This window comes from Mycoplana sp. ABR4_002 (assembly GCF_056159645.1).
Window position 1 is genome coordinate 1,656,653 of sequence record NZ_JBSWVO010000001.1, and the last position, 24,573, is coordinate 1,681,225.

Below are 24,573 nucleotides of genomic sequence, written 5' to 3' on the forward strand. Positions count from 1 at the left end.
TCGCAGCTCTTCCCTCGGGGGGCGTTGTAACGATCGGCATCCGGGCAAAGATGGCGTCGTCCCCGCAATCTAGTTGAGCGTGGCCGGATCGGGATCGAGCCGCTGCCCTTGCCGGCCTGCCTCGTCGGCCTGCGCCCGTCGCAGGGATTCGGCATGTTCCAGCGCCATCGACAGGAAATAGCGCAACTCCGTTAGCGGATCGTGGTCGTCCTTTGCCAAGTCGATCAGATCACAAAGTTCCCGGGCGATATAGGCAAACCGGTCCATGGTAGTATCTCGACTGTGCCGGCCGCCTCGATAGGGTTCTGGAGGGACGGTTGGCCAAACCGACCCGGGCGGGGCGGCTTTCATGTCAACGCCGTAGCGCGGATTTGGTTTCATTTGCGCAGAACGGCGCTGCGCGGCGGGCGGATTGCCTTCCCGCCGTCCGCTGCAGATGTTTTCGCGGGGCCGATGGACGCGCGTGAGGTCACGCGGTACCAATCGTCGTCCACCGCGCTATTGCGGTGAGCGGCGTCCCCCCCGAAGGAGCCAACCATGCAGCCGCTGCGCCTGAATTGCCGTGTCGGCGCCCGCCTGGTTTTCGCCGGAGCGTTCGCCCTGCCGCTGGCGACGGCAGGTGTTGCTGCGGAAGATGTGGAGCTTGAAGGAGAAATTGCCGCGGTCGATCTGTCCGCGATGATGCTGGATGGCCCGGCGGTCGTAAGGGTTCGAACGGCGGCACAGGGCATCGTGACGATCGCCGTCCCTTCCCGGGGGAGAAACCTTTGCGCCGCCAGGCAGCGGCTTGCCGCCCCCGAGAAACTGAACGTCGGGGAACTAGTCTCCGTGCGCGGCAGGAGATCCGAGGATGGCGCGATCGTTCCCTGCGAAGACGCGAGCCACGCGTTTCGTCTCGTCTCTCGGCATTCGGTTCCCGAGCAAGGGTTCCGGTTTGACTACCTCAAGGAGCCGGATGGATACGTTGCCGTCCCCGTCAACGTCAGCGAAAGCCCGGCCCCGGTCTACGCAATCTCGCTCATGACCCGCTCGGACGCTGACACGCTCGCCGACGGCGCTGGACCACGGGAGAGTCCGAAGGCCGTATCCTTGCGCGTCTACCGCAATGCGAAGCATTTGCACGCGCCGGTCTGGGTCGAGCGCAACCGGCGGATCTCGTCGATCGACCTCGCCACCAGCGCGGTCGAGGAGGCGGTTCTGGCCGGGGCCAACGCGGTCCGGTACCGAACCGATGGCCTTTACCAGAGTGAGCACATTGTTGCTGCCCACGACGGCAAGATCTTTCATTTGACGGTGACGTTCGATTCCCGAGACGAGGCCATCTACCGCGGCTTCGTCGAGATGGCAGGCACCTTCGAGTTCACACCCCCGCACTAGGTGCAGGCCGGTCCCTCAGTCGCCTGGAGCCGCTAAGGCAATTGATCTTGTTTGAAGAATTCTGGTGCCCCCACCAGGACTCGAACCCGGGACCCCCTGATTACAAATCATGGCCGAAGCGCTGGAAATCAGGAGGAAATGGCATCCATGTTGCAGTCATGTTGCATTCGTGTCGCGTCAAGCGAGGATCGAGTCCGCTGCTTCAGCCAGTTCCGAGCCGTCGTCACCCCTCGGGAAGAGGTGGCCATAGGTGTCCATGGTCATCGCAATCGTCGAGTGGCCCATGCGTTCCTGGACGACCTTCGGCGGTAGCCCGAGCCCACCGTCCTCGCGACGGTTGATGCACCACGACGCGAACCAATGGCGCAGGCAATGCAGGCCCGAGTACTTGGGAGCCAGCACCACTTTGCCTTGCTCGTCCACTTCATCCGTCTCGACGACGACGCCCGCTGCTTTCCAGGTGGGGTGAAGTCCGCGCCGGAGGATATTGTTCAACTGCTCGACCTTGCCGCTGCCGTTCGGGAAGACGAGATCATGGACCATGACCGGCTTGCCATCACCATCCAGCTTGCCGGTATCTCGCTTGGGGCAGGCTAGCTTCCATTCCCGCAGCGCATTGATCACCAGCGGCGGTGCGGGCACCGTGCGTTCCCCAGAGATCGACTTGGGCTGGCCAATGTCATTGAAGCGATCGGCACGCTGGTGAACCCGGATCACCCGCTTCTCAATATCGACGTCCTTCCAGCGGAGACCCCGCAGCTCGGACGCTCGTAGCCCGCAGAAGGTGGCGGTCAGAAGGAGAGGGCGCCAGCGACCATCAGCCGCCGCAAGCAGTGCCTTGACCTCATCCCGGGTCGGGATATCCGTCCCGACTTTCAGCCGGCCCTTTTGGCGTTTTTCCTGGCGAGTTGCGCTCTGCCCTCGACGCGCGCGCATTTCCCGGGCAGCATTACGCACAACGAGCCCTCGCTCCTGCGCGTCTGCCAGCATTGTCCCGAGGGAGGTCAGCACCCGTCTCGTCATCGATGCGGACCGGCCGCTCTCGCGCAACTGGTCCTCAAACGATCGGAGGCGCGCTGTTGTCAGCGCGTTCAAGCGCTGGGTGCCGATGAAGGGAATGATGTGCAGGCGCAGAGTGCGCTCATAGTCCTCGATCGAGGATCTCTCCAGGCCCGCAGCCCTCGTCGAAGCGATCCAGAGCTTGCTTGCCGCCTCGACAGTCACCGTCTCTCGATCCGCTACGTGCGTCCCTTCCCTGACTTCAACGGATGCAGTAGCCGCGAAGGCATCGGCCAGCTTCTTCAGCTTGAAGGTTTTCAGCCGGCGCTTGCCCGCGGTGTCGGTGTAGTCGACGACCCATGCGGACTTCGTCTCGCCCTTTGGTGTGGTCCATTCACGCTTGCGGACGGACATGGCTAGTTATCGTCTGGCTCATCCAGCACAAGTACTTTCCCGCCACGAGCAAGTACCTGTTTGTCGACGGTTTCAAATGCAGCTCTGGTCGCTTCACGAAGCGCCCGGCTCAAGAGGCGTTGATACTCGTCGAAGTCTAGTCCGTCTGGTAGCTCAGTTCTGCGCAATCGCGCTTTATCGCCGTCGTCGTCGGGGATTGGAGGCTCGGGCTGAGCAGTCGCAAGTTCTTCGTAATGGTCGTCCTCGGCGAAAGTTCTTTCCAGCCTTGTTACGATTTCAGCGTTCACGGATCGATTATTCGCTCGCGCTGAGTCGGTTACTCGCTGCTTCATCTCCTCGCTAAGGCGTAGCTTCAGTTGTGGATCTTCGCGTCCCATGAGAGTTCCTCGAAACTTTTCCCACGTTATGGACCACCGTGGTGTTGACATCAAGTGACCACGGTGGTTACCTGACCACCGTGGTTACACCGCCAAACGTAAAGGAAGGGTAAATGGCCGTAGATAAGGACGCTCCTCTCGATCTTATTTGGGAGGTGGAAGAGATCGCTAAGCTGATCGGCCGGACGCCGAGGCAGACTTTTCACATGCTGAAAACTGGCCAGCTCCCCGCCAGAAAGGTCGGCGGCCGTTGGGTCGCAGAACGCGGCAAACTGATCGCGTTCTTCATGGAGACTGCGGCATGACCCAAAAAGCAAAAGGCCCAGCCAGTGCGCCAACACTGCTGAGCCACGGTCCAATCCATTCCTCCGAAAGGATCTGAAAATGAACAGTGTGATCAATATCACAGATGGTGTGCCGGTTACAATGTCCAGCCGGGTGATCTCGGATATACCGCTGAAGGGCTTCGGCGATGGCCCTCGCGCTCGTGACCTAGATATCGCCGATCGGCTTGGATTCACCCGCGCCCGTAAAATTCGCGAACTGATCGAGCGGAACATGGGTGAGTTCCTGAAGTTCGGCTCACTCGCCCCACAGCGGGGCAAGTCGCGCGGTCAGGAGTTCACCGAGTACTGGCTGAACGAAGAACAGGCACTGCTCGCGGCCGCCCTTTCCGACGCAGACCGCGCTTCGGAGGTCCGCCACATGCTGATCAAGGTATTTGTCGCATGGCGGCGAGGCGATCTGCCCTCGGTTCGTCCGGCGGATATTCCGCTGGCTGTAAAGGTGGCAGTCGCTCGGGAAGGCCGCCTTCAGTACCGCATGTTCGCCAGTGTGGCTCGACAGCTTGGCCTCAAAGGCAATCAGGCGGTCCTTTCCGCGAACCGCGCCACCAGGCTCACGACTGGCTTTGATGTGATGGGTTCTCTTGGCATCACCCATGTCGACGCCCAGGTGAACCAACCGGATCTAGTGCCAACCACGATTGCCAACCGCCTAGGGCTGAAAAGCGCGCAAGAAGCTAACAAGCTCTTGGTGCACTATGGTTATCAGCACGCGCTCAGAGACTACCACGGCCACGTCTATTACGAGCTGACGCCGAAAGGTCAGGCGGCCGGCGGGGTCTTCAAGGATACCGACAAGCGAACCGGACGAGGTGTCCCTATCAAGCAGTTGATGTGGGCATCACGCATCGTCGACCTCCTGCGTTCTGACATTCAGGGGGAGGACTCCTGATGCGGGTAAAGTCCAAACTCGTCGCCTCCGCGGAGATCAACGGCAAGCCGGTATCGTTCTTCACGCCGCCCCACAATGAGCCCGACTTCTTTTGGGTTGACGCGGAAGAACTCGCGAAAGCCTTTCTCCCTAGGTCGGCAGCGAGGCGCATGGTGAAACATGCTCAGAACTTCGACCGAGAGAACAGGGCGGCCGAGACCGCCACCAACGACGGCAAGATTGTTACGATTATTTCGCATCCTATGGCTCACGGCCTTTGCGAAGCGATTGATATTAGGGCCGGGCACCCTGCTAGGGATGAAGACAGATGGGGAGGGGGCCCTGCTTTCAACGCCTACAGCATCGCTGCTGGTAGGATAATGGGGGGCCATGACAGGTCCGACATGGTCGGGCTTGCCGCCGCCTACAAAAACCAAGGTGGTCCAAATCTCCGCGGTACGAGGGGGGGCACCTGATGCTTGTGACCGACCTCACCCCCACGGGCCGCGGCGGTTTCGTCCGTGTATCTTACGTGCCGCTTGATGAGTTGCTCCGCAGATACGATGCCGCGGCGCCCCTTCACACTGTTATGCCGCGCGAGGCCGTCATCCAGCACTACCTACAGGTCGCCGCAACGCAGGAGGGCAAATAATGGAGTACGCTACACATCCTGCAGACGGCATCATCCTTGCCGTCACCGATCCCATCATTCTCGCCATCAGGGCCTATGAAGACGGTTGCAGCGCTTTCAACTCGATCCCGGAAGCGGACTTTAACGCGCTCGGCGGTGAGGACGAGGTTGTCGAAATGACCTATGCCGCGCCGCTCCGCGTTCTCGAGAACTGGAACGAGCCGGCGAAGACGATGGAGGGCGCGATTGCTGCCCTTCGGTTTGCACTAGGCGAGGCGGCCCTCTTCGAAGCGTCGTGGGCGGTTAAGCCCATGCTTGCCGCCGCCCTCGGCTATCTGGAGGGCAAAGCATGACCATCGATCCCATTACCACCGCTGCCATGTGGCTCACAGATCAACCCGAGACGCTGGAGAACAAGTTCACCGTCGTCCGCGAGCAATTCGGACTCACCGCCGCGCAGGCTGCCCAGGCGCTCACCATGGCGAACAAGTTCAGGACATACAGAAAGGCGCACGGATGAGCAGCAAGCATAAGCGAAAGGGCAAATCCAAGTTCATCATGATTGAGGCCTACGTAAAGCGCAGCGCCGCATGGAAGGCTTTGACCCCGATCGAGCGCAACGCCTATATCGAAGTCAAATGGCGGTATGACGGCACGAACAACGGCCGGATTGGTCTAGGCTGCCGTGAGCTTGGCGACGAACTAGGCATGGGACGCGACACCGCGAAGCGTGCGCTGAATCGTTTGGCGCACGTGGGCTTCATCGCCAAGGTGAAGGCCAGTGCCTTCAACGTCAAAAACCGGGCTGTGACCGAGTGGAGGCTGACCGAATACAGCTGTGACGTGACCGGCGAACTGCCCTCGAAAGAGTTCATGCGGTGGCAGCCAGCGAAAAAAACACAGGCGCACCCATCGGACACACAGGCGCACCCATGCGACGCCCCGCTGCCGAAAATGTCCGATTTCATAGCTCACAGGCGCACCCATCGTACTGTGAAGCCCGATTTTGCAGTTTCACAGGCGCACCCATGCGACACATATAGATATACCATGGGAGGTACGAGCAATGAGTGAGCGTGATCTTCCACTCTTCACCTGGACACCACCTTGCAAGGTGATCCTGTTCCCGCTGATCAATCGCGTCGGCAAGGTCCGTCACACCGCCCAGCTTCTATCGTCCAAGCACGGCGAAGATGCTGTGCTGTACTGGAAGCAGGTCATGGCAGCGAACCGGAAGCATCTATCCCGGATCGGTCTCGATGAGATGGCAATCGCTGATGAACTTCGATCCTTCCACGACGCGGTGCAGTCCGAAATGATCCGGCAGGCCTATGGCGGCGGTCGCGGCAGCAACAATCCATGGGGTGCAGCATGACCGACCTACTAGAGCCACTGATGCCGAACGCCGGGGAAAAAGCGCGTGACGACTTCGATTGGTGGACGAACGATGCGGACATCATCATTCGCGAACAGCCAAGTACTGCCGTGTATCGCAATAATTGGGGCGGGATTGTAATCCGCCAGCAAAGCATGGATGGCGGCGAGGACCCGTTCGTGCTGTTCGCTACTGCTGCTGACGTGCGCGTCCTGATCCAGGCGCTGCAAATGCAGATCGGCGGTGCCGCATGACCAGCCTTCCGACCATGACCGAGGAGCAAGCCCACTTCTTTTTGGATTTCGTCTATTTCCGCCTCCTGGGCTGGGAGGTTGTCGAGCGAAGCAAGCACCATCCCCGCAGCAAGGCAGCGGAGGCTGTCATGGCGCGCTTTCGCGAGCTGATAAGCAATCAGCCTTCTTTCGATGACTTTGTCGCCGCTGCGATGGCAGGCATTCCGGTCCACACCCTCTGGCCGGCGGATATGCAGGCCGAGGTCGAGCGCCATATCAACACGAAGGTGCCTCGCTCCATCAACGAGCCGACCAGCGAGGAATTCATCGCGAGCATGCACCAGCACGGCCGCACGGACTATGTGCTGCCAGACTTTCTGAAAAATCACGGGAGGGACGCATGAGCTACTCCTTCCCGGACTCGCTGAAGCCGCTGTGCGACTTTCTCCGCGGACTAGGCGCCGACGTGACGGCGTTCAAGACTGATCGCCAGGCGGCATTCATGGCCCAGCAACTGGTTGGCAGTCGTGTGAGGTTCCCGCCAAAGGGATCGGACATGACGCCGACACTTCTGCAAATCCAGAAGGCTATCCCGGCCGGTGGTATGGAGGCGGGTGTCACGACATCCGCGCCGCCCGCCTCCGCTCGGTCCGCCGCCAGTTGGGCCAAGCAAGCCAAACCTAGGTCGCCCTCACAGAAAAGCAACCAAGCATGCGATTTCAGTATGGGGCTTCATGTCTTCGCGGACGGGGCAGCCATTCCCAATCCGGGCGAGGGCGGGTGGGGCGTCGTGGTCTATCGTGATGGCGTCGAGATCGATGCACTGTGCGGTGGCGACCCGCAGGCCACCAACAACCAGATGGAACTGACGGCGCTTCTCAACGCGATCGAGGTAGCCAAGAGGCTTGGCGGTCCGGTCACGATCTGGTCGGACAGCCAATATTGTGTGAATGGCGTCAATGATTGGCGGCATGGCTGGAAAAAGAACGGCTGGGCTCGCGGTGGAGCGAAAGCCAAGCCTGAGAACCGCATCCTCCTGAATGCCGAGCTTTGGCAGGCGATCGACGAGGCGCTAGCCGGTACCGCGTCGGAACAGGTCACCGTGAATTGGGTCAAAGGTCACAACGGGATTGTCGGCAACGAACGGGCAGATGAACTGGCGGAGCAGGGCAGGACAGAGGCGGCAAACGTTATTTATGATGCATATCATGAACATGTGTAGAACAAATTGGGGACGTATCTCGAAAATGTTCAACAAAGGATTGGTGCATCAATGCTCGCTTCCGACGAGACAATCAGAATAAAGGCATCCGTGGTAGGCTACGCAATCGTCGCCCAGGATCGACTGTCCGGCTGGCGACTGGTCGATGAGAGCTTCACTGTGGATCGCTCCTATGCCCTGATCCGCGCCGCCGGCCTCGATCGCGCTCGGGTGCTTCCCGCCGTCCAAGAGGATCAGGAGGTCTGCTCTCAAGGCAAGCGGCCCTATACCCGACGCGTTGTGGTGGTCGACTGGGCCGCGCTGCAAGTCCACCGGGCGACTGGGGCGAAGTGGTATGCGGTGAGAACCAAGCCGGGATCGCAATCAATGGCGCGGCAAATGCCGGACCCGCCCGAGTATCGCCGCGGCGAAAGCATAATTGAGCGAAATCTGCGCGAAGCCGGGATCGACGTGTACATGCCGGCCTTTTGGAGAGAACTGCGAGTTCACCGCAGCCGTAAGCTACGCGAGAGGCGGCTTCCACTCTTGGTGGGGTATGCCTTCATCCGACACGATCCGGGCCGGGGGTTCGCGTCGATCAGGGATGTCGATGGTGTGCTCGCCGTCGTGACGAACGGCCGCGCACCGGCAGAACTGAGTGAAGACGATATCCAGTTCCTGATGCTGGAGATGTTCAAGCGCCATCAGGACTACCGGCTCCATAAGACGCACAAGGTAGAGATTGCTCGCTTCAAGAGGCGGCAGACCCTGCATGGAGAGCTCGGCCGTCTGCTGCCTCGGGGGCGAAGCAGAACTGTTTCGCTACGCCAGCACGCCGACGCTTGCATCAACGGGCTTCCTGACCGCGTTCGTGAGAGGGTTGCAGGAATTTTATCCGCAATCGACGCTATTGAGGACGATAAAGCGCTTGATGAGTTTCGCGAGGCTGTGTAAATTCCTATTCGGGATGACAGAATTCCTATGCGCTCCCCAGTCTTCGCGCTGGGCTGCTGCCGGTCCCAAAGGCCGAACCATAGCATTCGGCACGATGGAAGAATTGCGTCCTTTCTCCAGTTGCCCATGCGTAGCGCCTGCCCGTGGCCTCGCCGGGGCGGGTTTCGTTTATGGAGTCCCAGCAAGTGGCCAAGGATCGGCGCAGCGGTGAGGCCGGCGCATACCGCGCCCTCTACAAGACAGCACGCTGGCAGGCCATACGTCGTAGCCAGCTAGCAGCAGAGCCTCTGTGCCGCATGTGTTCAGCGGCAGGCAGGGTGACAGCCGCAACAGTCTGCGACCACATCGAGAACCACAAGGGCGACGTTGCCCTGTTCTACGCTGGCCCATTCCAGAGCCTATGCAAGCAGCACCATGACGGAGCCAAGCAGTCAGAGGACCGCAATGGCTTCAGCAAGGCCATAGGCGAGGACGGATGGCCGACCGATGCCAGGCACCCCGCGAACGGCAGGCCCTGACCCCAGGGGGAGGGGTGGGGCGGATCTCTAGCCCCTTCGGCCTCTGGACCGGCGCGGGAGTCGAAAAACCATAAACTCCACCAAAAAAGGTTTCTGTGATGGGTACTCGCGGACGCAAGTCTGGCGCGTCTCTTGAGGTTGCCACTGTCTCCCCTGTCGAGACGATCCAGCGGCCGGATGCGCCGTATGATCTGACAGACGAACAGGCGACGGAATGGTGGGCGGTCGTCAATCGGATGCCGGCCGACTGGTTCCCGCGGGAGACGCACGGGATGCTGGCGCAGTACTGCCGGCACGTCGTCGCAGCTCGCCGAGTGGCGCAACTGGTCACGGCGTGCGAGGCCGAGAAGGCTTTCGACGTTGACCAGTACGACAAGCTTCTGAAGATGCAGGAGCGCGAGGGCAGGGCGATTTCCTCGCTTGCCACGCGAATGCGGATTTCGCAGCAGGCGACGTTCGACAAGGAACGGAAGAAGCCGAAACAGGTTAGTAGACCTTGGGAAAGCTGACCCGCGCCGGCCGCAACATCGCATGGGTGGAAAAGCACTGCAGGGTCCCAGAAGGGCGGCTTGTCGGCCAGGCGGTAAAGCTTCGCGATTGGCAGAAGCGGGAAATCGTCAAGATCTACGACAACAAGGCCGGGACGCGCCGCGCGATTCTGAGCTTCGGCCGGAAGAACGGCAAGACGGCCCTGGCATCGTTTCTGCTGCTCCTCCACCTCTGCGGCCCGGAGGCGAGGCCGAATAGCCAGTTGTTCAGCGCCGCACAGTCTCGAGACCAGGCGGCGGTCCTGTTCGCACTGGCTGCCAAGATCGTGCGCATGTCGCCGGACCTGAACGCCTACGTCGTGATCCGGGACACGGCAAAGCAGTTGGCCTGTCCGGAGTTGGGGACGCTGTATCGGGCGCTGTCGGCGGATGCTTCGACGGCCTACGGTCTGTCTCCGGTGTTCATCGTCCACGACGAGCTGGGGCAGGTGAAGGGGCCGCGGTCTGAGCTTTACGAGGCGCTGGAGACGGCGACGGGTGCCCAGGATCAACCGCTATCGATCGTGATCTCTACGCAGGCGCCCACAGACGGGGACTTGCTCTCGGTTTTGATCGATGACGCCCTGAAGGGTGCGGACGCCCGCGTGGTGGTCAGCCTCTACACGGCAGACCACGAACTGGACCCGTTCTCGGAAGATGCGATCAGGGCGGCGAATCCTGCCTTTGGTGACTTCCAGAACGCAGAGGAAACGAAGGCAATGGCGGAAGATGCCCGCCGAATGCCGAGCCGAGAGGCGGAATTCCGAAACCTGATCCTCAATCAGCGCGTCGACATGAACGCGCCGTTTGTCTCGCGTGTGGTCTGGGCAGGTTGCGGCGCAGAGGTGATCGAGAGCTTCGACGGGCTGCCGGTCTATGGCGGGCTCGACCTTTCGGAAGTGTCGGACCTGACCGCGCTGGTGCTGGTGGCCCCGTCTGCCAGCGTCTGGCACGTCAAGCCGACATTCTGGCTTCCCGGAGACGGGCTGCACGACAAGGCCCGCGCCGATCGCGTCCCGTACGACGTGTGGCACAATCAAGGGCACCTGCTCGCGGCACCAGGCCGGACGATCGATTATCAGTATGTCGCCGAGCACCTGCGGGCGCTTTTCGACGATCTGGACATTCGCAAGATCGCCTTTGACCGCTGGAATTGGCGGCACCTGAAGCCCTGGCTGGTCAAGGCCGGCTTCGAGGAATGGCAGTTGGAAGGCGACGACGCCGTGTTCGAGCCAATGGGGCAGGGGTTCCAGTCCATGTCCCCGGCCCTGCGTGACCTCGAAAGCGCACTTCTGAACCAGAAGATCGCGCATGGCGGGCACCCGGTCCTGACGATGTGCGCCGCGAACGCCACGGTCCAGTCCGACCCGGCCGGAAACCGGAAACTGAGTAAATCGAAGTCTCATGGCCGCATCGACGGCATGGTGGCGCTCGCGATGGCGATGTCTGTCGCCGGCACCTGGGAAGAGGGCGGGCACGTCGCCTCACCGTGGGACGATCCTAATTTCAGGCTGGTGGGCGCATGAAGATTTTCGGATTTGGCAAGCGCTCGGAGCGGAGGGCATCGGTAGAGACCGAGACCGTCCCGGTCAGTGCTGAGAACTTCCTCGCCTTTTTCGGCGTCAACGGCACCAATCTGCCGAATGTCACGATCGACAGCGCGCTGACTGTCCCGTCTGTCTGGGCGGCGGTGGCGTTTCTGTCGCGCACGTTGGCGACCTTGCCGCTCCACGCCTACCGGTCCACGAAGGATGGTCCGGTCAAGGCCGGCGGCAAGCTTGAGATCGTGGTGCATGAAAGCGCCAACGACGAGGCGACCTCGTACAGGTTCCGCCAGTATTTCTGGCAGCAGGTCTTTACCGGTGGGCGTGGGCTCGCGTGGATCGAGCGCACCCCGGCTGGCGTCGAGGCCCTTTGGCCGATGGACCCGACCAAGACCACGATAAAGCGCCGCGCCGGCCGCACGATCTACCAGTTCGAGAACAAGGAATATTCCGCGGCCGATGTGATCGACGTGCCGTTCATGCTGAAGCCGGACGGTTTGAGCCACTACGGCCCGATCGTCATGGCGGGCAAGGCGATTCAGCTCGCCCTGGCAATGAATGACTACGCCAGCCACTTCTTTGCCGGTGGCGGGATTCCGCCGCTTGCCTTGAGTGGCCCGCTGCCCAAGGGCACGGACGCCATGCAGCGCGCAATGGCAGACGTTCACCGCGCGATCGATGCCGCGAAGAAGAGCGAAAAGTCAATCTTCCCGATGCCGCCCGGGCACGAACTGAAGCCGGTCGGATTCGACCCTGAAAAGGGGCAGATGACAGAGGCGCGGCGGTTCCAGATCGAGGAAATCGCGCGGGCCTACCAGTTGCCGCCGGTTTTCCTGCAGGATCTGTCGAGAGCGACCTTCTCGAATGCGGAACAGCAGGACCTGCACCTCGTAAAGCACCTTATCGGCCAGTGGGCTCGCTCCCTGGAGGCCGAGATGAACCTGAAGCTGTTCGGACGCCTCAAGGGCAACCGCTACGTTGAGCACAATCTCGACGGGCTCCTGCGTGGCGACTTCAAGAGCCGCATGGATGGTTACGCAGTCGCAATCCAGAACGGCATCCGGACCCCTGACGAGGCGCGCTTGCTGGAGAACCTGCCGGCAAAGGGTGGGGAAGCGGACAAGCTACACATTCAGGGCGCCACGGTTCCGCTTGGATCCCAGAACATCGATCAAACCGGTGGCCCGCAGCCTGACGACAATGGCAATGGAGAGCCTGATGAGCCTGGAAAAACGGACGCTGATCCGTCCGCTTGAGGTCCGCGCCGGCAATTCCGGCAGGACCGTTGGCGGGTATGCTGCAGTATTCGGCAGCGCTGCAGATATTGGCGGACACTTCCGTGAAGTCGTGGCCAAGGGAGCGTTTTCCGAGGCCGTAAAGGGCGACGTTCTGGCGCTCTACGACCACGACATGGGGCGGGTGATCGGGCGTTCCAGCGCCGGCACGCTTCGGCTCAGTGAAGACGACAACGGCCTTGCGGTCGAGATCGACCTTCCCGACACCTCGGACGGCCGCGATCTGGCCGCGCTGATCGAACGGGGCGACATCCGGGGCATGTCCTTCGGCTTCATCGTCACAAAGCAGGAGTGGGACGAGACCGGCGATGTCCCGGTTCGCACGATCCAGCAGGTAGACCTGATCGAGGTCAGCGCCGTGGCTCGACCCGCCTATGACGACACCTCGATTGCCATGCGATCGCTCGACGAAACGCGCAAGGAGCGGCGCCAACACAACCACGACGCAGCCTCGCGCCGCGTTGCCGAGCGCAAGGCCAAGGCCGAACAGCGCTTTCGGAAGATTTCCTAGATCACCCGGGGTTCCCGGAGGGCTGGACAGCACCCGCTTCCCGCCATCGTCGCCCGCTTCGGCGGGCTTTTTGTCGTGCTCAACAAGGAGATTGACTTATGAGCATCAAAGCACTGCAGGAGAAGCGGGAAAAGCTCGTTCACGACGCCCGCGAAGCCCTCGACGCCATCAAGGCCAACACCGACGAGGCCCGCTCGGCTGAACTCGACAAGCGCCACGACGACATCATGGCCGAGTTCGACAAGGTCGAGAAGGTGATCGAGCGCGAAGAAAAGCTCGCCGCCATCGAGAAGCGCACGGAAGAGGCCCGCGCCAAGCAGCGCCCGATTTCGCAGGAAAACGGCGAGGCTCGCGGCCAGGATGACGGCGAACAGCCGGAATATCGCGCTGTTTTCCACAAGTTCATCGCATCGGGCGCCGATCTGACCGAACTGTCCGCCGAAGAGCGCTCCGTCCTGAAGGCCGGCGTTCAGAAGATCGAAACCCGCATTCAGAGCACCACGGCAGCAGCCGGCGGCTACACCGTTCCGGTCGAACTGGCGAACCAGATCATCAAGTCGATGAAGGACTGGGGTCCGATGTACGACGAGGACATCTGCACCGTCCTCAACACGGCATCCGGCAACCAGATCAACATCCCGACCGTCGATGACACGGCCGTCACCGCCGAGAAGCACACGGAAGGCACCGCGCTGACCGATGACGGCGGCAAGGATGTCACCTTCGGCCAGAAGCGCCTGGACGCCTACGTCTACGACACCGAGTTCGTCAAGTTCTCGATGGAACTGGCGCAGGACTCCATCTTCAACATGGAATCGCTCCTCGGCTCGCTCCTCGGCGAACGCCTCGGCCGCATTGCCAATCGTGAGCTGACGATCGGCGACGGTACGGGCGACCCGAACGGCATTGTCACGGCGTCATCGCTCGGCAAGACCGCGGCTGCACAGTCCGCCATCACGTCCGACGAGATCATCGACCTGCTGCACTCGGTCAACTCGGCTTACCGCCGCTCGCCGAAGGCCCGGTTCATGTTCAACGACGCGACCCTTGCGGCAATCCGCAAGCTGAAGGACGGCCAGGGCAACTACCTGTGGCAGATGGGCGACATCACCACCGGCCAGCCTGGCACGCTGCTCGGCTACCGCTACAGCATCAACGACGACATGGATTCGCTGGCTGCGACCAAGAAGGTCATGCTGTTCGGCGACCTGTCCAAGTACTTCGTCCGCAAGGTCGGCTCCCCGGTCATCGGCGTGATGCGTGAGCGCTTCTGGCCGGACCTCGGGATCGCCGGCCTGATCCGCTTCGACGGCGAACTCGGCGACACCGCTGCCGTCAAGCACCTGCTCACCGCCACGTAAGCTGGTCGGCTTTGCAAGGCGGGCGGTTTCGCGCCGCCCGCTCTCAAAACCGAAGGAGTTTGCTGATGAAACTGAAAATGCTCACCAGCATGGCCGGCACTGATTTTGCCCTCGCGCCGAACGAGGAAACCGAGCGGTTTTCCGGCGAAGAGGCAACGCGCCTCATCGAAGCAGGTTATGCCGTCCCGGTTGCGGAAGCCAAGGTCGAGCGCGCTGTCGCCAAGCCGGTGCGGGAAAAGCGCTACTGATGTGGTACGAGGCGAAAGTCACTGACCCGCCATCGACTGAACCGGTCACACTGGCCGAAGCCAAGGCGCATTTGCGCGTTCTGGACAGCGATGACGACACCCTCATCGGCGCGCTGATCACCACCGCTCGCGAACACATTGAAGCCTACTGCGCCGCCCGCTTTGCCGAGCAGACGGTCGAGATCAAGTGTGACAGCTTCGCCGACCTTTCCCATGTTCCGGTCGCGCCTGTCCTCCAGGTTGTGTCGATCGCCTATGTGGCAACGGATGGCACGGGCGCGGTTGTGCCGGATACGGACTATGAACTGCGCGCGGACGGGCTCGATACGGCGATTGTTGCCGGTTACGGCAAGGTCTGGCCGGCGATCCAGTCGGGCTCGCGCATCACGGTAACGCTGGAAGCTGGCTACGAGACGGTCCCCGCCCCGGTGAAGCACGCCATGCTCCTGCATATCGGTGACGCCTACGAGAACCGCGAAAACAGCAAGGCGGAAGGCTGGACCGCCCTCGACACGCTTCTCAGCAACTACCGGCGCTAGCCCAAGGAGAATTGACAATGGCACTGCAATACTCGGTTGCGGTTCGCAACGCGAAGCTTGACGCCGTCGAGACCACGATCGGCACCTCGGCTGTCCTGAAGATCCGCACGGGCGCAGCACCGGCAAACTGTGCGACGGCCGATTCCGGCACGGTTGTGGCGACCCTGAGCCTCCCGTCCGACTGGATGGCGGCTGCATCGGGTGGCACCAAGGCCAAGTCCGGCACCTGGGAAGACACCTCGGCCGACGCCACGGGCACTGCGGCTCACTTCCGCCTGTATGCCTCGGACGGCACGACCTGCCACGCACAGGGCACTGTAACGGCGACGGGCGGCGGCGGCGACATGACGGTCGACAACACCTCTTTTGCTTCCGGACAGTCCTTCACTGTGACGTCGTTCACGATCACCGACAACAACGGCTGACGCACGACTGCATGAGGGGCCGGGGGCGGCAACCATCGAACGACAGGAGTCCCTGTGATGGGTATCAACCTACAGCAGTTGCTTGAGGCAGCACTGGCCGAGCATGACGCCGGTCTACAGGCTGCATTCGACGCGGAGAAGATCGCAGCGGTTCAGGCCGCGCTTGAAGCGGACGCCATCGAGGACGCCGCGGTTCTGGCCCAGAAGAACCAGGAGATCGCAGCGGCTCGCCAGACGATCGCACAGCGCGATGCGACCATTTCCGATGTCAGCGCCACGATTGCGCAACTGCAGGCTCGTATTGCCGAGCTTGAGGCCGGCAGCCCCGATCCGGAACCTGAACCTGAACCGCAGCCGGAGCCCGAGCCGGAACCGCAGCCCGAACCCGAACCCGAACCCGAGCCCCCGACCGGCTTCTGGAGGGGTCTTCAGACGGCTTGGCCGACTTCTGCAACGGTTGGTCCGCGCATTGCTCGCACCAATGCGACATCCAACAGCGTGAGCGGCACGGTCAAGGGCAAGCGCTTTACCGGGACTGTCTTCCCGGCCGCCAATACCGTTTTCGAGGATTGCGAGTTCGCCACCAGCGGCACCTGGGGCATCGACGCGGACGGCATGAAGATCACCGTCGATCACTGCCTGTTCGTCGGGCAGGGCGGATCGCGTGAGGCTGCCATTCTCGGCTGCGCCTCCGTGTCCAACTCGGAAATCCGCGGCTACAAGGACGGCATCAAGCTGCAGGGCTCGAACGCGGTCATCCGCTATAACCTGATCCACCAGCCCTACTATCCGAACGGCGCCCATTGCGACGGCATCGCCATCCAGTGGACCAACAGCGGCCACGTGATCGAGCAGAACTATATCGACTGGGTCGATACCTCGGCGATCTTCTGCAAGAACGAGACCGGCAAGATCACGAACATCACCGTCCGGCACAACTGGCTCGGCGGCGCAGACCTTCCGATGCGCATCGAGGACAACATCCCCGGCTGCAGCGTCTACGAGAACGTGATCGAAAAGGGTCACTGGGGATCGATGGCTATCGAAAGCCCCGCGACGGTCTATGGCAACATCGATTCCGTGACCGGCAAGCCGATCGGCTAAGGGGCCGCACCCATGGCTATCGCAGTCGGCTCGGTCAGCAATACGCCAACCTTTGGCTCGCGGACCAACTCGACCATCACGGCGCCCAGCGGGATCACCAACGGCGACCTGCTGGTGGCCGTGTTGCAAGTTGGCCATGCCAGCGCTCTTCCGCTGATCTCCGTCACGCCTCCCGCAGGCTTTACGGAGGTCACGAACAGCCCGAGCGGCACGGCCGATACCGACCCTTACGAGATCTCGATCCGGGTCTATTACAAGGTCGCCTCGGGGGAGAGCGGGAACTACACGTTCACGCACGCCAGCGCGGAATCGCAGGGCTACATGTATCGGCTCACCGGGGCCGATACGTCAACGCCGATCGATGTCACGCCGGCCGCAGCGGTGCAGTCCGGATCGAACGGACAATCTACCGGGTACGGAAGCGTCACGACCACGACGGACGGGTGCTTCCTGATCTTCGCTGAAGCCAACTGGGACGGCCCCGGCTCTGGTACGGTCACAGGCACGACGCCGAGCATTTCCGTTCGCCGCTCTGGCACGGTCACATGGCTTGGCGACGGTACGCAGACCACCGCAGGATCGACAGGAGCCCGAACCCGCGCCAACGGCAACGGCGGCAATGACTACAAGTGGGCGTCGATCGTCGTTCCGATCCGGCCCGCCGGCGCAAGCAGCATATCGGGCAGCGGTTCGATCACCGAAGCCTCGGACACGGCGTCTTCTGCCGGTGCTCTGGCAATCAAGGGCACGGCAAGCCCGACAGAGGCCAGCGATACCGTCTCGGCGACTGGCGCCCTGGCGAACACCGGGGCTCTGGCCGCGACGGAAGCGGCAGACACTGTTGCATCCGCCGGCGCGGTCAGGGTGTCGGGCAGCCTTACGGCCACCGAGGCATCGGATACGGTCAGTTCCGCATCCGTCATCTCGATCGCGGCCGCTGCATCGATCACCGAGGCGGGCGACAGCGTAGCATCGGCCGGCACTCTGCCTCTGGTGGGCAGTGCGGCCATCACGGAAGCCGGGGACACGACCAGCGCGGCTGGTGCGGTCTTCATCGTCGGCAGTGCGTCGATTTCGGAGGCGGCGGACACCGTCGCGTCCTCCGGCTCCGGTCAGGTCACGACGACGGGCGAAGCCTCGATCACAGAGGCAAGCGATACGGTTTCCGGCGCGGGTGCCCTGTCTCTCGCGGGCACGGCGTCTGTAACGGAGACCGGCGATACGGTCGCGGCAACGGGTGAGGGCGCGCTGGTCAATACCGGCGCGGCGTCGATCACCGAAGCGGCAGACACGATTGTCTCCGCGGCGGTCATCCCCATCAGGGGGGCGGTAGCTGCACAGGAAGCGGCCGACAGCGTTTCGTCCTCTGGCGCGGTCGCCATCAAGGCAGCCGCCGCAATCGTAGAGGCCGGCGACACTGTTGGCGTTGCGGGCGTCTTCATCGTCCCGTCCCCGCCAACTGCGGATCGGGTGCTTTCCGTTCCCGCAGAAGCGCGCTCGGCGAGTGTGGAAGACGAGCAGCGAATAGCATTCACGATGGCAGAAGAACGCAGCCTGGCAGCGTAGGGAGAATGGTTGATGGCGCTGACATGGCCCTTCAAGGATCCGGACGAAGTGCTCGACTATCAACTGGACTGGTCGGCACGGCTGGACGAGGACACGATTTCCTCATCCACCTGGTTCGTTCCGGACAGCATTACCAAGGACAGCGACAGCAACACCACCACGACGACAACGATCTGGCTGTCGGGCGGCACGGATGGCGACTCGCTGCTGATAACAAACCGGGTCGTCACTGCTGGCGGCCGGACGATGGACCAGAGCGTGAAACTCAAGATCAAGGGGAAATGACCAGTGACCGGAGCCGGCGACCTTGATCGGCGCATAACGTTCCAACGCGCCACAACCGTTCCCAACGATTTGAATGAGTTGGTCGAGACCTGGACGGATCTCGCGTCTGCGTGGGCATCCCGCAGAGATGTCAGCGACGGCGAACGGGAGGCGTCCAGTCAGGTGGGTGCGTTTCTTGTGAGCCGCTTCAAGGTGCGCTCCAGCACGACGACACGCGGTTTGAAGCCCACAGACCGTATAAGCCACGCCGGCGCGATCTGGAACATTAAAGGCATCAAGGAGGCCGACGAGGGGCGAAACCGGTTCATCGAGATCACTGCGAGCATGAGGGCCGATTGATGGCCAAGGTGACGGTCAAGGTCGAAGGTTTGCGGGAGCTGGACCGGGCACTCGGGGAACTCCCGAAGGCAACCGGAAAGAACGTGCTTCGCCGCGTTCTTCGTACGGGCGCAGCACCGGTTGCTGCCCAGATGGCGGCAATGGCTCCAGTGGATGAGGGGCACCTTCAGAAGAGCATTGGCGTGGGGACACGGCTGACCAAGCGTCAGGCATCCGTACACCGGAAGATGTTCGCCAACGACAGGGCGGCCGTCGAGATGTTCGTTGGAGCTGGTGGTCTGCCGCAGGCGCACCTTCGAGAGTTCGGTGGTGATGGCGCCCCGCCGCATCCGTTCGCCCGTCCTGCATGGGACGGCAACAAGCAACAGGTGCTTGAAACCATCAAGAGCGCCCTCGGCGACGAAATCATCAAGGCGGCGCAGCGGCTGGCCCGCAAGGCTGCAAAGGCTGCGGCAAAGGGATAACCGATGGAAGAAGCCCTTACCGCGCTGCTCGCCTCCGTTGCGGATGGACGACGCTATTGGGTGCGCGCGCCGCAGGGCGTGCCGGCACCATATGTGGTGATGAACCGTGTTAGCGCCATCGTGGACTATCACTACAAGGGCGCGTCGGGGCTCTCATCCCGCCGCGTGCAGATTGACTGCTATGGCAGCACATATGGCGAAGCCCTCGCCGAGGCCCGCGCCGTCGAGTTGCTGGTCTCCGGTTACTCGTCGGGCGCAATGCAGGCCATTTTCGTCGACAGCATACGGGATCTACCGGCTGCGGACGCCGGCGATGTGAACAACCAGTTCCGCACCTCCATCGACATCATTGTTCACTATCAGGAGAACTGACCATGACCACCGCCTTGATTGGCTATGATACCGGGTATGAGATCTGGGACGCATCGCTCGGAACGCCGGCTTTCGTGCCGATCGCCGAAGTCATCAACGTGACGCCCGGTGCGGCTGCTGCCGACCGTATCGACGCCACCCACATGAAGAGCCCGAACCGTCGCCGGGAGTACATCGGCGGCCTGATCGACAACGGCGAGGCCACTTTCGAGATCAACTGGGTTCCGGGCAATGCTTCGGACGAACTGATCCGCGGCCTTCTCGACAGCGGCGATGCGGTCGACCACAAGATCACCTTTCCTAACGCGGTCACCGTCACCTTCACGGCTGTCATCACCGGCTTCGAGAAGTCAATCCCGATCGACGACCGCATGACGGCTACGATCACCGTTGCGGTGTCCGGCGCGGAAACCTGGGGCTGATAGCACATGGCAAATTCGCGTCGTGGTTCCGTTGCGTTCCAGGTGGGGGACAAGGCTTATACCCTGTCGTTCTCCATCAATGCCCTATGTGAACTCGAAGATCAGCTCGGGCAGCCAGTGGCGAAGATCGTCAATGGCCTCAACAACCCGGAAGACATTCGCATGTCGACCGTAAGGGCGATCGTCTGGGCCGGTCTGCGCGACCATCACCCCGACATGGACCTGAAGGCGGCCGGCGAACTGGCAAGCGAGGCAGGCATCCCCGCTTGCATGGAATCGATCGGCAAGGCGTTCAACCTCGCGTTTCCGGAGGCGAAGGCAGACGAAAACCCTCAGAAGGCGAAGGGTTAAAACCGCTCGATCTGCTCAAGTCATGGGTGGAATGCGGGCTCGACCCTTCGCATTTCTGGGGCCTCACCCCGCGGGAAATGAACGTCATTCTGGACGGGGCCGTTGCCAGGCTGAAGCGTGAGCGGGACGACCGCTTGGCTCAGGCATGGCACACCGAAGCATTCGCAAGACAGAAGAAGCTTCCGCATCTGGAAAAGCTGCTCGGCGAGAAGAAGCCGACCGGCCGCAAGATGTCGCCAGCGCAGATCGAGGCGGTCATGCGCGGGATCTTCGCGAAGCGTCGGCCTTAGTTCTTGCGCCAGTCCCAAGGGGCGTCAAAAGCGCCTTGCCACATACCAATCCGATCCGCCTTCGCCGAGCCTTGCTCGTTGGCGTATCGGCCTTTCGAATAGCGGGGCCAGTCCAAGGCGTGCCCGTGTCGCACCATCCAGGCCGCGACGTTCTCCCCATCCGCACGAAAGCAGTCAGCGACGAGGCGCTTGTAGCGATCCCGACCGACGACCTCGCAGCGGGTAGGACGTGAAGCGGCAAGGAAGGTGTCGATCGCGTTGGCGGCATCTCGGCCGCACCGATAGGCAACACCGTCACGGTCGGCGCATGGCTGGCGGCTTTCCGGCGCATCAATGCCGTTAAGGCGTATCCGCTGGCCGGCGATCTCGATCGTATCGCCATCGATGACGGCCGCGCGACCGACAACTACATCGGCGGCGTGCGCCGGCTGGATAGCTAAAGCAATGAGCAGGAAGGTGGCTCTCAATATTGAAATCCTGGCTTCGATCTGGCCGCCATCGTTTCCTGCTCAATGCAGGTCGCGAGAATCTGGTACGTGCCTCCGACTGTACTTGTCACCTTGTCGCAGTAGGTTAAAGCCTTAGCGTCGAGGCCATCACCTTTGCTTTTCAGGCCGTTGTACGCCGATTGCTCTTGGTTGATGCAAGTATTCTCAATCTGTGATGATCCACCAACAGTCTCGGCGACTTTGGTGCAATAGGCTTCTACGTCGTAGCGCGGGAGCGACTGCGCCGCGGCGGTAGTGGCGAAAACCGAAACTGCCAGCAAAACGATAGCTCTCGTCATATTGCCCTCACCCTTAAGTTGTTCGGCAACATTTAACCAGGAACGAACTGATGGCAAGTGCAGTCATCGGCGCTCTGCGCGTCAATCTGGGCATCGATACCGCCCAGTTCAACGACGGGCTAAAGAGCATGCGCTCGAACCTGGCGAGCGTTGGCAAGCAGTTGCAGGGCTGGGGAACGCGCCTGTCGACCTATGTCTCCGCGCCGATCACCGCCGCCGGCGGTGCCATCGCTGTTGCTGCGGGCCAGATGGCGAAGGACATCGATCAACTTCGCAAGAACGCCCAGATCTCTAACGTCGGGTTCGAGGAGTTCCAGAAGCTGGCATTCGCTGCTCGCTCCGTTGGGGTCGAAGGCGACAAGCTGGCCGACATCTTCAAGGACGTGAACGACCGCGTCGGCGACTTCAATGCCACCGGCGGCGGGCCGATGAAGGACTTCTTCGACAACATCGCGCCCAAGATCGGCCTGACCGCGGAAGCCTTCAAGGATCTCTCCGGCCCGGAAGCACTGCAGCTCTATTACGACAGCCTGAAGAAGGCTGGCGCATCGCAGCAGGATTTGACGTTCTACCTCGAAGCGATGGCGTCGGATGCGACCGCGCTTATCCCTCTGCTCGAGCAAGGGGGCGAAGGGTTCCGGAAGCTCGGCGAAGGGGCTGCCGTCATCTCCGCGGACCAGGCAGACGGCCTGAAGGAATATAACGACTCCATGCGGGCGCTTGGCGAGGCGGTGAAGGGGCTCACCGTTGCCATTGCGACGAGCGGCATTCTGGAGTTCGTGACCGGGCTTGCGGAACACCTCACCACGTTCGTGCAGACGCTGTCGCAGACGAACCCGGAACTACTGAAGTGGGGGACCATCGTTGCCGGTCTGGCTGCTGCCATTGGGCCGGCTGTTGCAGCACTCGGGCTGTTTGTCACGGCCATAGCTGCAATCAGCGCACCGGTAGCCGCGACTGTGGCGGGTGTGGCTGCATTGACGACGGCTATCATTGCCTTCTGGCCCGAGATCACGAACACGGCCACGGCGATACAGAACTTCCTCACCGGTGCCTGGGCGAGCTTTGAGGGTGCCTGGGACGGCATGGTCCAGAAGGTCGAGGAAGTCAGAGTGGCGATCGTCCAGTTCGCCAACGACATCCTGACGGCCTTTGCTGCGCTTCCCGGTCAGATGCTGGAGATTGGCGGCCAGATCATTGACGGCCTCTGGAACGGCATTAAGGCCAAGTGGGAGAGCGTGAAGGGCGGGATCTCGGAGATTGGCGACTCCATCTACAACGGGGTCGCCGACTATTTCATCGTGCGCTCGCCGTCCCGCCTGATGCACGAGCTTGGCACTTACATCATGCAGGGCCTTGCCAACGGTATGTCGGAGGCTCAGGGATCGGTTGTCAGCATCGCGAAGGATACGGCCAACCAAGTCTCGTCGGCACTAAGCAGCACGGAAGGCTCGTTCGATACCCTCGGGCAGTCTGCAAGCAACGCCTTCTCCGGGCTCGGCAACTCCATCGCCGGCCTAATCAATGGGACGAAGGAGTGGTCCGACGTTCTGTCCGAAATCATCGGCAAGCTGGCGGATGTGGCGATCAATGCCTTGTCGTCCAGCCTTGGGTATGGAAGCGGGTTCGGCAACTTCTTTTCCGGGTTTGCGAGCAGCCTGTTCGGCTTTGCCCGCGGTGGCACGATCCTTCCGGGTGGCGCCGGCGGTATCGACAGCCAGCTTGTCATGTTCCGGAAGTCGCCGAACGAGCGCGTCGACATCACGAAGCCCGGTCAGTCGCTGGGCTCCGGCCAGGCGGTTCAGGTCAACATCATCAACAACTCGAACGCCACCGTGAACCAGCGTGAGCGTCAGACAGCCAACGGAACGGCGCTTGACGTTCTGATCGACGAGGCGGTGGCGAAGAAGATCAACACGCCCGGTTCGTCCTCGCGCAGCGCTCTGCAAGGGCAGTACGGGCTTAAGGGGAGTCTTGCCAAGCGATGAGCACTCCCGACTGGCCGTCTACGCTTCCGCAAGCCTTCCTCCGTGACAGCTATGGAGAAGAGGGACCGGACAACCTCATCACGTCCGAGATGTCGATCGGGCCGGCAAAGACGCGCAGGCGCACAACGTCTGCCGTCTATCCGATCACCGGGGCGATGCACATGACATCGGCGCAACTGGCGACCTTCAAGGCGTTCGTTGCGGATGACATCGCAGATCGCGCCACGCCGTTCACGTTCCCGGACCCACATGATGGGCCGGACTTGCTGGTCAGGATGAAGAGCCCCTACAGCATTGCGCCGATGGGGTTTGACTGGCGGGTCAGTATCGACCTTGAGGTGCTACCGTGAGCCGCAGCGTCTCTGCGACCTTCCTCGGCGCCATCAATGCGCAGGAGACGGACGAGGTCGTCATCTGCCTGCTGACGGTGACGCATGACGACCTGGCCGAGCCGATCTATCTCTCGTCCGACCCGACAACCCGGATCTCGTCCTCGCCGCTCGTCTATGCGACCGTCAGCCGTGGTGAGGAATACCTGTTCCTGCCGTTCGAGTTCACGCTTCCGGATGACAAGAGCGATAGCCCGCCGCGGGTGCAGCTCTCGATCGACAACACCGAGCGCTCGCTGGTGGCGCTGCTGCGCTCGATCGCAACCCCGGCCAGTATCAAGGTCGAGATCGTCCTGGCATCCAGCCCGGATGACGTTGAAATCGAACTGCCGGCGCTGCAACTGGCGAACGTGACGATCGGCGAGCAGATCACCGCAGACCTCGTGGCCGATGCGCTGATCAATGAACCCTATCCGGCCGGCCAGTTCACGCCGGGGGCATTTCCGGGCCTGTTCTAACCAAAGGTGTCAAG

Annotated in this window: 37 protein-coding genes; 32 read left to right on the forward strand and 5 right to left on the reverse strand. The window is 61.9% G+C overall.

What is annotated here, in order from left to right:
* Positions 1-69: 69 nt before the first annotated feature.
* Positions 70-267 (reverse strand): hypothetical protein, encoded by a 198-nt coding sequence (locus ACXAGF_RS07910; protein ID WP_475015897.1) that lies wholly within the window; start codon positions 265-267, stop codon positions 70-72.
* A 270-nt stretch (positions 268-537) separates the two neighbouring features.
* Between ACXAGF_RS07910 and ACXAGF_RS07915 the strand changes: the two genes are divergently transcribed.
* A complete protein-coding gene (locus tag ACXAGF_RS07915) occupies positions 538-1,377 on the forward strand; it encodes a hypothetical protein (RefSeq protein WP_475015900.1) in 840 nt (279 codons plus the stop codon).
* Positions 1,378-1,554: 177 nt separating this feature from the next.
* On the opposite strand, the gene ACXAGF_RS07920 is transcribed toward ACXAGF_RS07915, so the two are convergent.
* Positions 1,555-2,790, reverse strand: a complete 1,236-nt coding sequence (locus ACXAGF_RS07920; protein ID WP_475015902.1) for a tyrosine-type recombinase/integrase — start codon at positions 2,788-2,790, stop codon at positions 1,555-1,557.
* Between the two features lie 2 nt (positions 2,791-2,792).
* Positions 2,793-3,167, reverse strand: a complete 375-nt coding sequence (locus ACXAGF_RS07925) for an Arc family DNA-binding protein (RefSeq protein ID WP_475015904.1) — start codon at positions 3,165-3,167, stop codon at positions 2,793-2,795.
* 113 nt (positions 3,168-3,280) lie between these two features.
* Between ACXAGF_RS07925 and ACXAGF_RS07930 the strand changes: the two genes are divergently transcribed.
* The 28 genes from ACXAGF_RS07930 to ACXAGF_RS08065 all read left to right on the forward strand — a co-directional run bounded on the left by ACXAGF_RS07930 (position 3,281) and on the right by ACXAGF_RS08065 (position 20,937).
* The gene (locus ACXAGF_RS07930) at positions 3,281-3,472 is read left to right on the forward strand and encodes a DNA-binding protein (RefSeq protein ID WP_475015906.1); all 192 of its coding nucleotides are present in this window, start codon (positions 3,281-3,283) and stop codon (positions 3,470-3,472) included.
* A gap of 79 nt (positions 3,473-3,551) precedes the next feature.
* Positions 3,552-4,403, forward strand: a complete 852-nt coding sequence (locus ACXAGF_RS07935; RefSeq protein WP_475015908.1) for a hypothetical protein — start codon at positions 3,552-3,554, stop codon at positions 4,401-4,403.
* Positions 4,403-4,858 (forward strand): hypothetical protein, encoded by a 456-nt coding sequence (locus ACXAGF_RS07940; protein WP_475015909.1) that lies wholly within the window; start codon positions 4,403-4,405, stop codon positions 4,856-4,858. Before ACXAGF_RS07935 ends, ACXAGF_RS07940 begins: the two co-directional genes overlap by 1 nt.
* A gap of 175 nt (positions 4,859-5,033) precedes the next feature.
* The gene (locus tag ACXAGF_RS07945; protein ID WP_475015910.1) at positions 5,034-5,366 is read left to right on the forward strand and encodes a hypothetical protein; all 333 of its coding nucleotides are present in this window, start codon (positions 5,034-5,036) and stop codon (positions 5,364-5,366) included.
* Complete coding sequence (locus ACXAGF_RS07950; RefSeq protein WP_475015912.1) at positions 5,363-5,533, forward strand: hypothetical protein; 171 nt, start codon at positions 5,363-5,365, stop codon at positions 5,531-5,533. Before ACXAGF_RS07945 ends, ACXAGF_RS07950 begins: the two co-directional genes overlap by 4 nt.
* The gene (locus ACXAGF_RS07955) at positions 5,530-6,087 is read left to right on the forward strand and encodes a hypothetical protein (protein ID WP_475015913.1); all 558 of its coding nucleotides are present in this window, start codon (positions 5,530-5,532) and stop codon (positions 6,085-6,087) included. The genes ACXAGF_RS07950 and ACXAGF_RS07955 overlap by 4 nt, the downstream gene beginning before the upstream one ends.
* Complete coding sequence (locus tag ACXAGF_RS07960) at positions 6,080-6,388, forward strand: DUF6074 family protein (protein WP_475015914.1); 309 nt, start codon at positions 6,080-6,082, stop codon at positions 6,386-6,388. Before ACXAGF_RS07955 ends, ACXAGF_RS07960 begins: the two co-directional genes overlap by 8 nt.
* The gene (locus ACXAGF_RS07965; RefSeq protein WP_475015916.1) at positions 6,385-6,642 is read left to right on the forward strand and encodes a hypothetical protein; all 258 of its coding nucleotides are present in this window, start codon (positions 6,385-6,387) and stop codon (positions 6,640-6,642) included. Before ACXAGF_RS07960 ends, ACXAGF_RS07965 begins: the two co-directional genes overlap by 4 nt.
* Positions 6,639-7,025: a hypothetical protein gene (locus ACXAGF_RS07970; protein WP_475015917.1), complete on the forward strand. Its 387-nt coding sequence runs from the start codon at positions 6,639-6,641 to the stop codon at positions 7,023-7,025. Before ACXAGF_RS07965 ends, ACXAGF_RS07970 begins: the two co-directional genes overlap by 4 nt.
* On the forward strand, positions 7,022-7,843 hold the full coding sequence (locus ACXAGF_RS07975) for a ribonuclease H family protein (RefSeq protein ID WP_475015919.1): 822 nt from the start codon (positions 7,022-7,024) through the stop codon (positions 7,841-7,843). The genes ACXAGF_RS07970 and ACXAGF_RS07975 overlap by 4 nt, the downstream gene beginning before the upstream one ends.
* A 51-nt stretch (positions 7,844-7,894) precedes the next feature.
* Positions 7,895-8,776: a transcription termination/antitermination NusG family protein gene (locus tag ACXAGF_RS07980; RefSeq protein WP_475015921.1), complete on the forward strand. Its 882-nt coding sequence runs from the start codon at positions 7,895-7,897 to the stop codon at positions 8,774-8,776.
* A gap of 616 nt (positions 8,777-9,392) precedes the next feature.
* Positions 9,393-9,803 carry a hypothetical protein gene (locus ACXAGF_RS07985; RefSeq protein ID WP_475015922.1) on the forward strand — a complete coding sequence of 137 codons (411 nt, stop codon included), beginning with the start codon at positions 9,393-9,395 and terminating at the stop codon, positions 9,801-9,803.
* Positions 9,791-11,347 (forward strand): terminase large subunit, encoded by a 1,557-nt coding sequence (locus tag ACXAGF_RS07990; protein ID WP_475015924.1) that lies wholly within the window; start codon positions 9,791-9,793, stop codon positions 11,345-11,347. The genes ACXAGF_RS07985 and ACXAGF_RS07990 overlap by 13 nt, the downstream gene beginning before the upstream one ends.
* On the forward strand, positions 11,344-12,621 hold the full coding sequence (locus tag ACXAGF_RS07995) for a phage portal protein (protein WP_475015926.1): 1,278 nt from the start codon (positions 11,344-11,346) through the stop codon (positions 12,619-12,621). Before ACXAGF_RS07990 ends, ACXAGF_RS07995 begins: the two co-directional genes overlap by 4 nt.
* Positions 12,584-13,171, forward strand: a complete 588-nt coding sequence (locus ACXAGF_RS08000; protein ID WP_475015928.1) for an HK97 family phage prohead protease — start codon at positions 12,584-12,586, stop codon at positions 13,169-13,171. The genes ACXAGF_RS07995 and ACXAGF_RS08000 overlap by 38 nt, the downstream gene beginning before the upstream one ends.
* 98 nt (positions 13,172-13,269) lie before the next feature.
* The gene (locus ACXAGF_RS08005) at positions 13,270-14,532 is read left to right on the forward strand and encodes a phage major capsid protein (RefSeq protein ID WP_475015929.1); all 1,263 of its coding nucleotides are present in this window, start codon (positions 13,270-13,272) and stop codon (positions 14,530-14,532) included.
* Positions 14,533-14,597: 65 nt separating this feature from the next.
* Positions 14,598-14,780 carry a hypothetical protein gene (locus tag ACXAGF_RS08010; RefSeq protein WP_475015930.1) on the forward strand — a complete coding sequence of 61 codons (183 nt, stop codon included), beginning with the start codon at positions 14,598-14,600 and terminating at the stop codon, positions 14,778-14,780.
* Positions 14,780-15,319, forward strand: a complete 540-nt coding sequence (locus ACXAGF_RS08015; RefSeq protein WP_475015931.1) for a head-tail connector protein — start codon at positions 14,780-14,782, stop codon at positions 15,317-15,319. The genes ACXAGF_RS08010 and ACXAGF_RS08015 overlap by 1 nt, the downstream gene beginning before the upstream one ends.
* A gap of 17 nt (positions 15,320-15,336) precedes the next feature.
* A complete protein-coding gene (locus ACXAGF_RS08020; RefSeq protein ID WP_475015933.1) occupies positions 15,337-15,744 on the forward strand; it encodes a hypothetical protein in 408 nt (135 codons plus the stop codon).
* Positions 15,745-15,801: 57 nt separating this feature from the next.
* Positions 15,802-16,848 carry a coiled-coil domain-containing protein gene (locus tag ACXAGF_RS08025; RefSeq protein ID WP_475015935.1) on the forward strand — a complete coding sequence of 349 codons (1,047 nt, stop codon included), beginning with the start codon at positions 15,802-15,804 and terminating at the stop codon, positions 16,846-16,848.
* A 12-nt stretch (positions 16,849-16,860) separates the two neighbouring features.
* Positions 16,861-18,414, forward strand: a complete 1,554-nt coding sequence (locus tag ACXAGF_RS08030) for a hypothetical protein (RefSeq protein WP_475015937.1) — start codon at positions 16,861-16,863, stop codon at positions 18,412-18,414.
* A gap of 12 nt (positions 18,415-18,426) precedes the next feature.
* Positions 18,427-18,699 (forward strand): phage fiber-tail adaptor protein, encoded by a 273-nt coding sequence (locus ACXAGF_RS08035; protein WP_475015939.1) that lies wholly within the window; start codon positions 18,427-18,429, stop codon positions 18,697-18,699.
* 3 nt (positions 18,700-18,702) lie between these two features.
* Entirely contained in the window at positions 18,703-19,038 is a 336-nt protein-coding gene (locus ACXAGF_RS08040; RefSeq protein WP_475015940.1) for a phage head closure protein, read from the forward strand.
* Entirely contained in the window at positions 19,038-19,502 is a 465-nt protein-coding gene (locus tag ACXAGF_RS08045; RefSeq protein WP_475015942.1) for an HK97-gp10 family putative phage morphogenesis protein, read from the forward strand. Before ACXAGF_RS08040 ends, ACXAGF_RS08045 begins: the two co-directional genes overlap by 1 nt.
* Before the next feature lie 3 nt (positions 19,503-19,505).
* Entirely contained in the window at positions 19,506-19,874 is a 369-nt protein-coding gene (gp17, locus tag ACXAGF_RS08050; RefSeq protein ID WP_475015944.1) for a tail completion protein gp17, read from the forward strand.
* 2 nt (positions 19,875-19,876) lie between these two features.
* On the forward strand, positions 19,877-20,296 hold the full coding sequence (locus ACXAGF_RS08055; protein ID WP_475015946.1) for a phage tail tube protein: 420 nt from the start codon (positions 19,877-19,879) through the stop codon (positions 20,294-20,296).
* A 6-nt stretch (positions 20,297-20,302) separates the two neighbouring features.
* A complete protein-coding gene (locus tag ACXAGF_RS08060) occupies positions 20,303-20,647 on the forward strand; it encodes a GTA-gp10 family protein (RefSeq protein WP_475015948.1) in 345 nt (114 codons plus the stop codon).
* A complete protein-coding gene (locus ACXAGF_RS08065) occupies positions 20,563-20,937 on the forward strand; it encodes a phage tail assembly chaperone (protein ID WP_475015950.1) in 375 nt (124 codons plus the stop codon). Before ACXAGF_RS08060 ends, ACXAGF_RS08065 begins: the two co-directional genes overlap by 85 nt.
* On the opposite strand, the gene ACXAGF_RS08070 is transcribed toward ACXAGF_RS08065, so the two are convergent.
* Positions 20,934-21,404 (reverse strand): thermonuclease family protein, encoded by a 471-nt coding sequence (locus ACXAGF_RS08070; protein ID WP_475015952.1) that lies wholly within the window; start codon positions 21,402-21,404, stop codon positions 20,934-20,936. The two genes, ACXAGF_RS08065 and ACXAGF_RS08070, sit on opposite strands and share 4 nt — an antisense overlap.
* A complete protein-coding gene (locus ACXAGF_RS08075; RefSeq protein WP_475015953.1) occupies positions 21,401-21,724 on the reverse strand; it encodes a hypothetical protein in 324 nt (107 codons plus the stop codon). The genes ACXAGF_RS08070 and ACXAGF_RS08075 overlap by 4 nt, the downstream gene beginning before the upstream one ends.
* 248 nt (positions 21,725-21,972) lie before the next feature.
* On the opposite strand from ACXAGF_RS08075, the gene ACXAGF_RS08080 reads away from it, so the two are divergent.
* The 3 genes from ACXAGF_RS08080 to ACXAGF_RS08090 are packed head-to-tail and all read left to right on the forward strand — an operon-like array spanning position 21,973 to position 24,559.
* Positions 21,973-23,712 (forward strand): phage tail protein, encoded by a 1,740-nt coding sequence (locus ACXAGF_RS08080; RefSeq protein WP_475015955.1) that lies wholly within the window; start codon positions 21,973-21,975, stop codon positions 23,710-23,712.
* Positions 23,709-24,062: a hypothetical protein gene (locus tag ACXAGF_RS08085; protein ID WP_475015957.1), complete on the forward strand. Its 354-nt coding sequence runs from the start codon at positions 23,709-23,711 to the stop codon at positions 24,060-24,062. Before ACXAGF_RS08080 ends, ACXAGF_RS08085 begins: the two co-directional genes overlap by 4 nt.
* Complete coding sequence (locus ACXAGF_RS08090) at positions 24,059-24,559, forward strand: DUF1833 family protein (protein ID WP_475015958.1); 501 nt, start codon at positions 24,059-24,061, stop codon at positions 24,557-24,559. Before ACXAGF_RS08085 ends, ACXAGF_RS08090 begins: the two co-directional genes overlap by 4 nt.
* Positions 24,560-24,573: the final 14 nt, after the last annotated feature.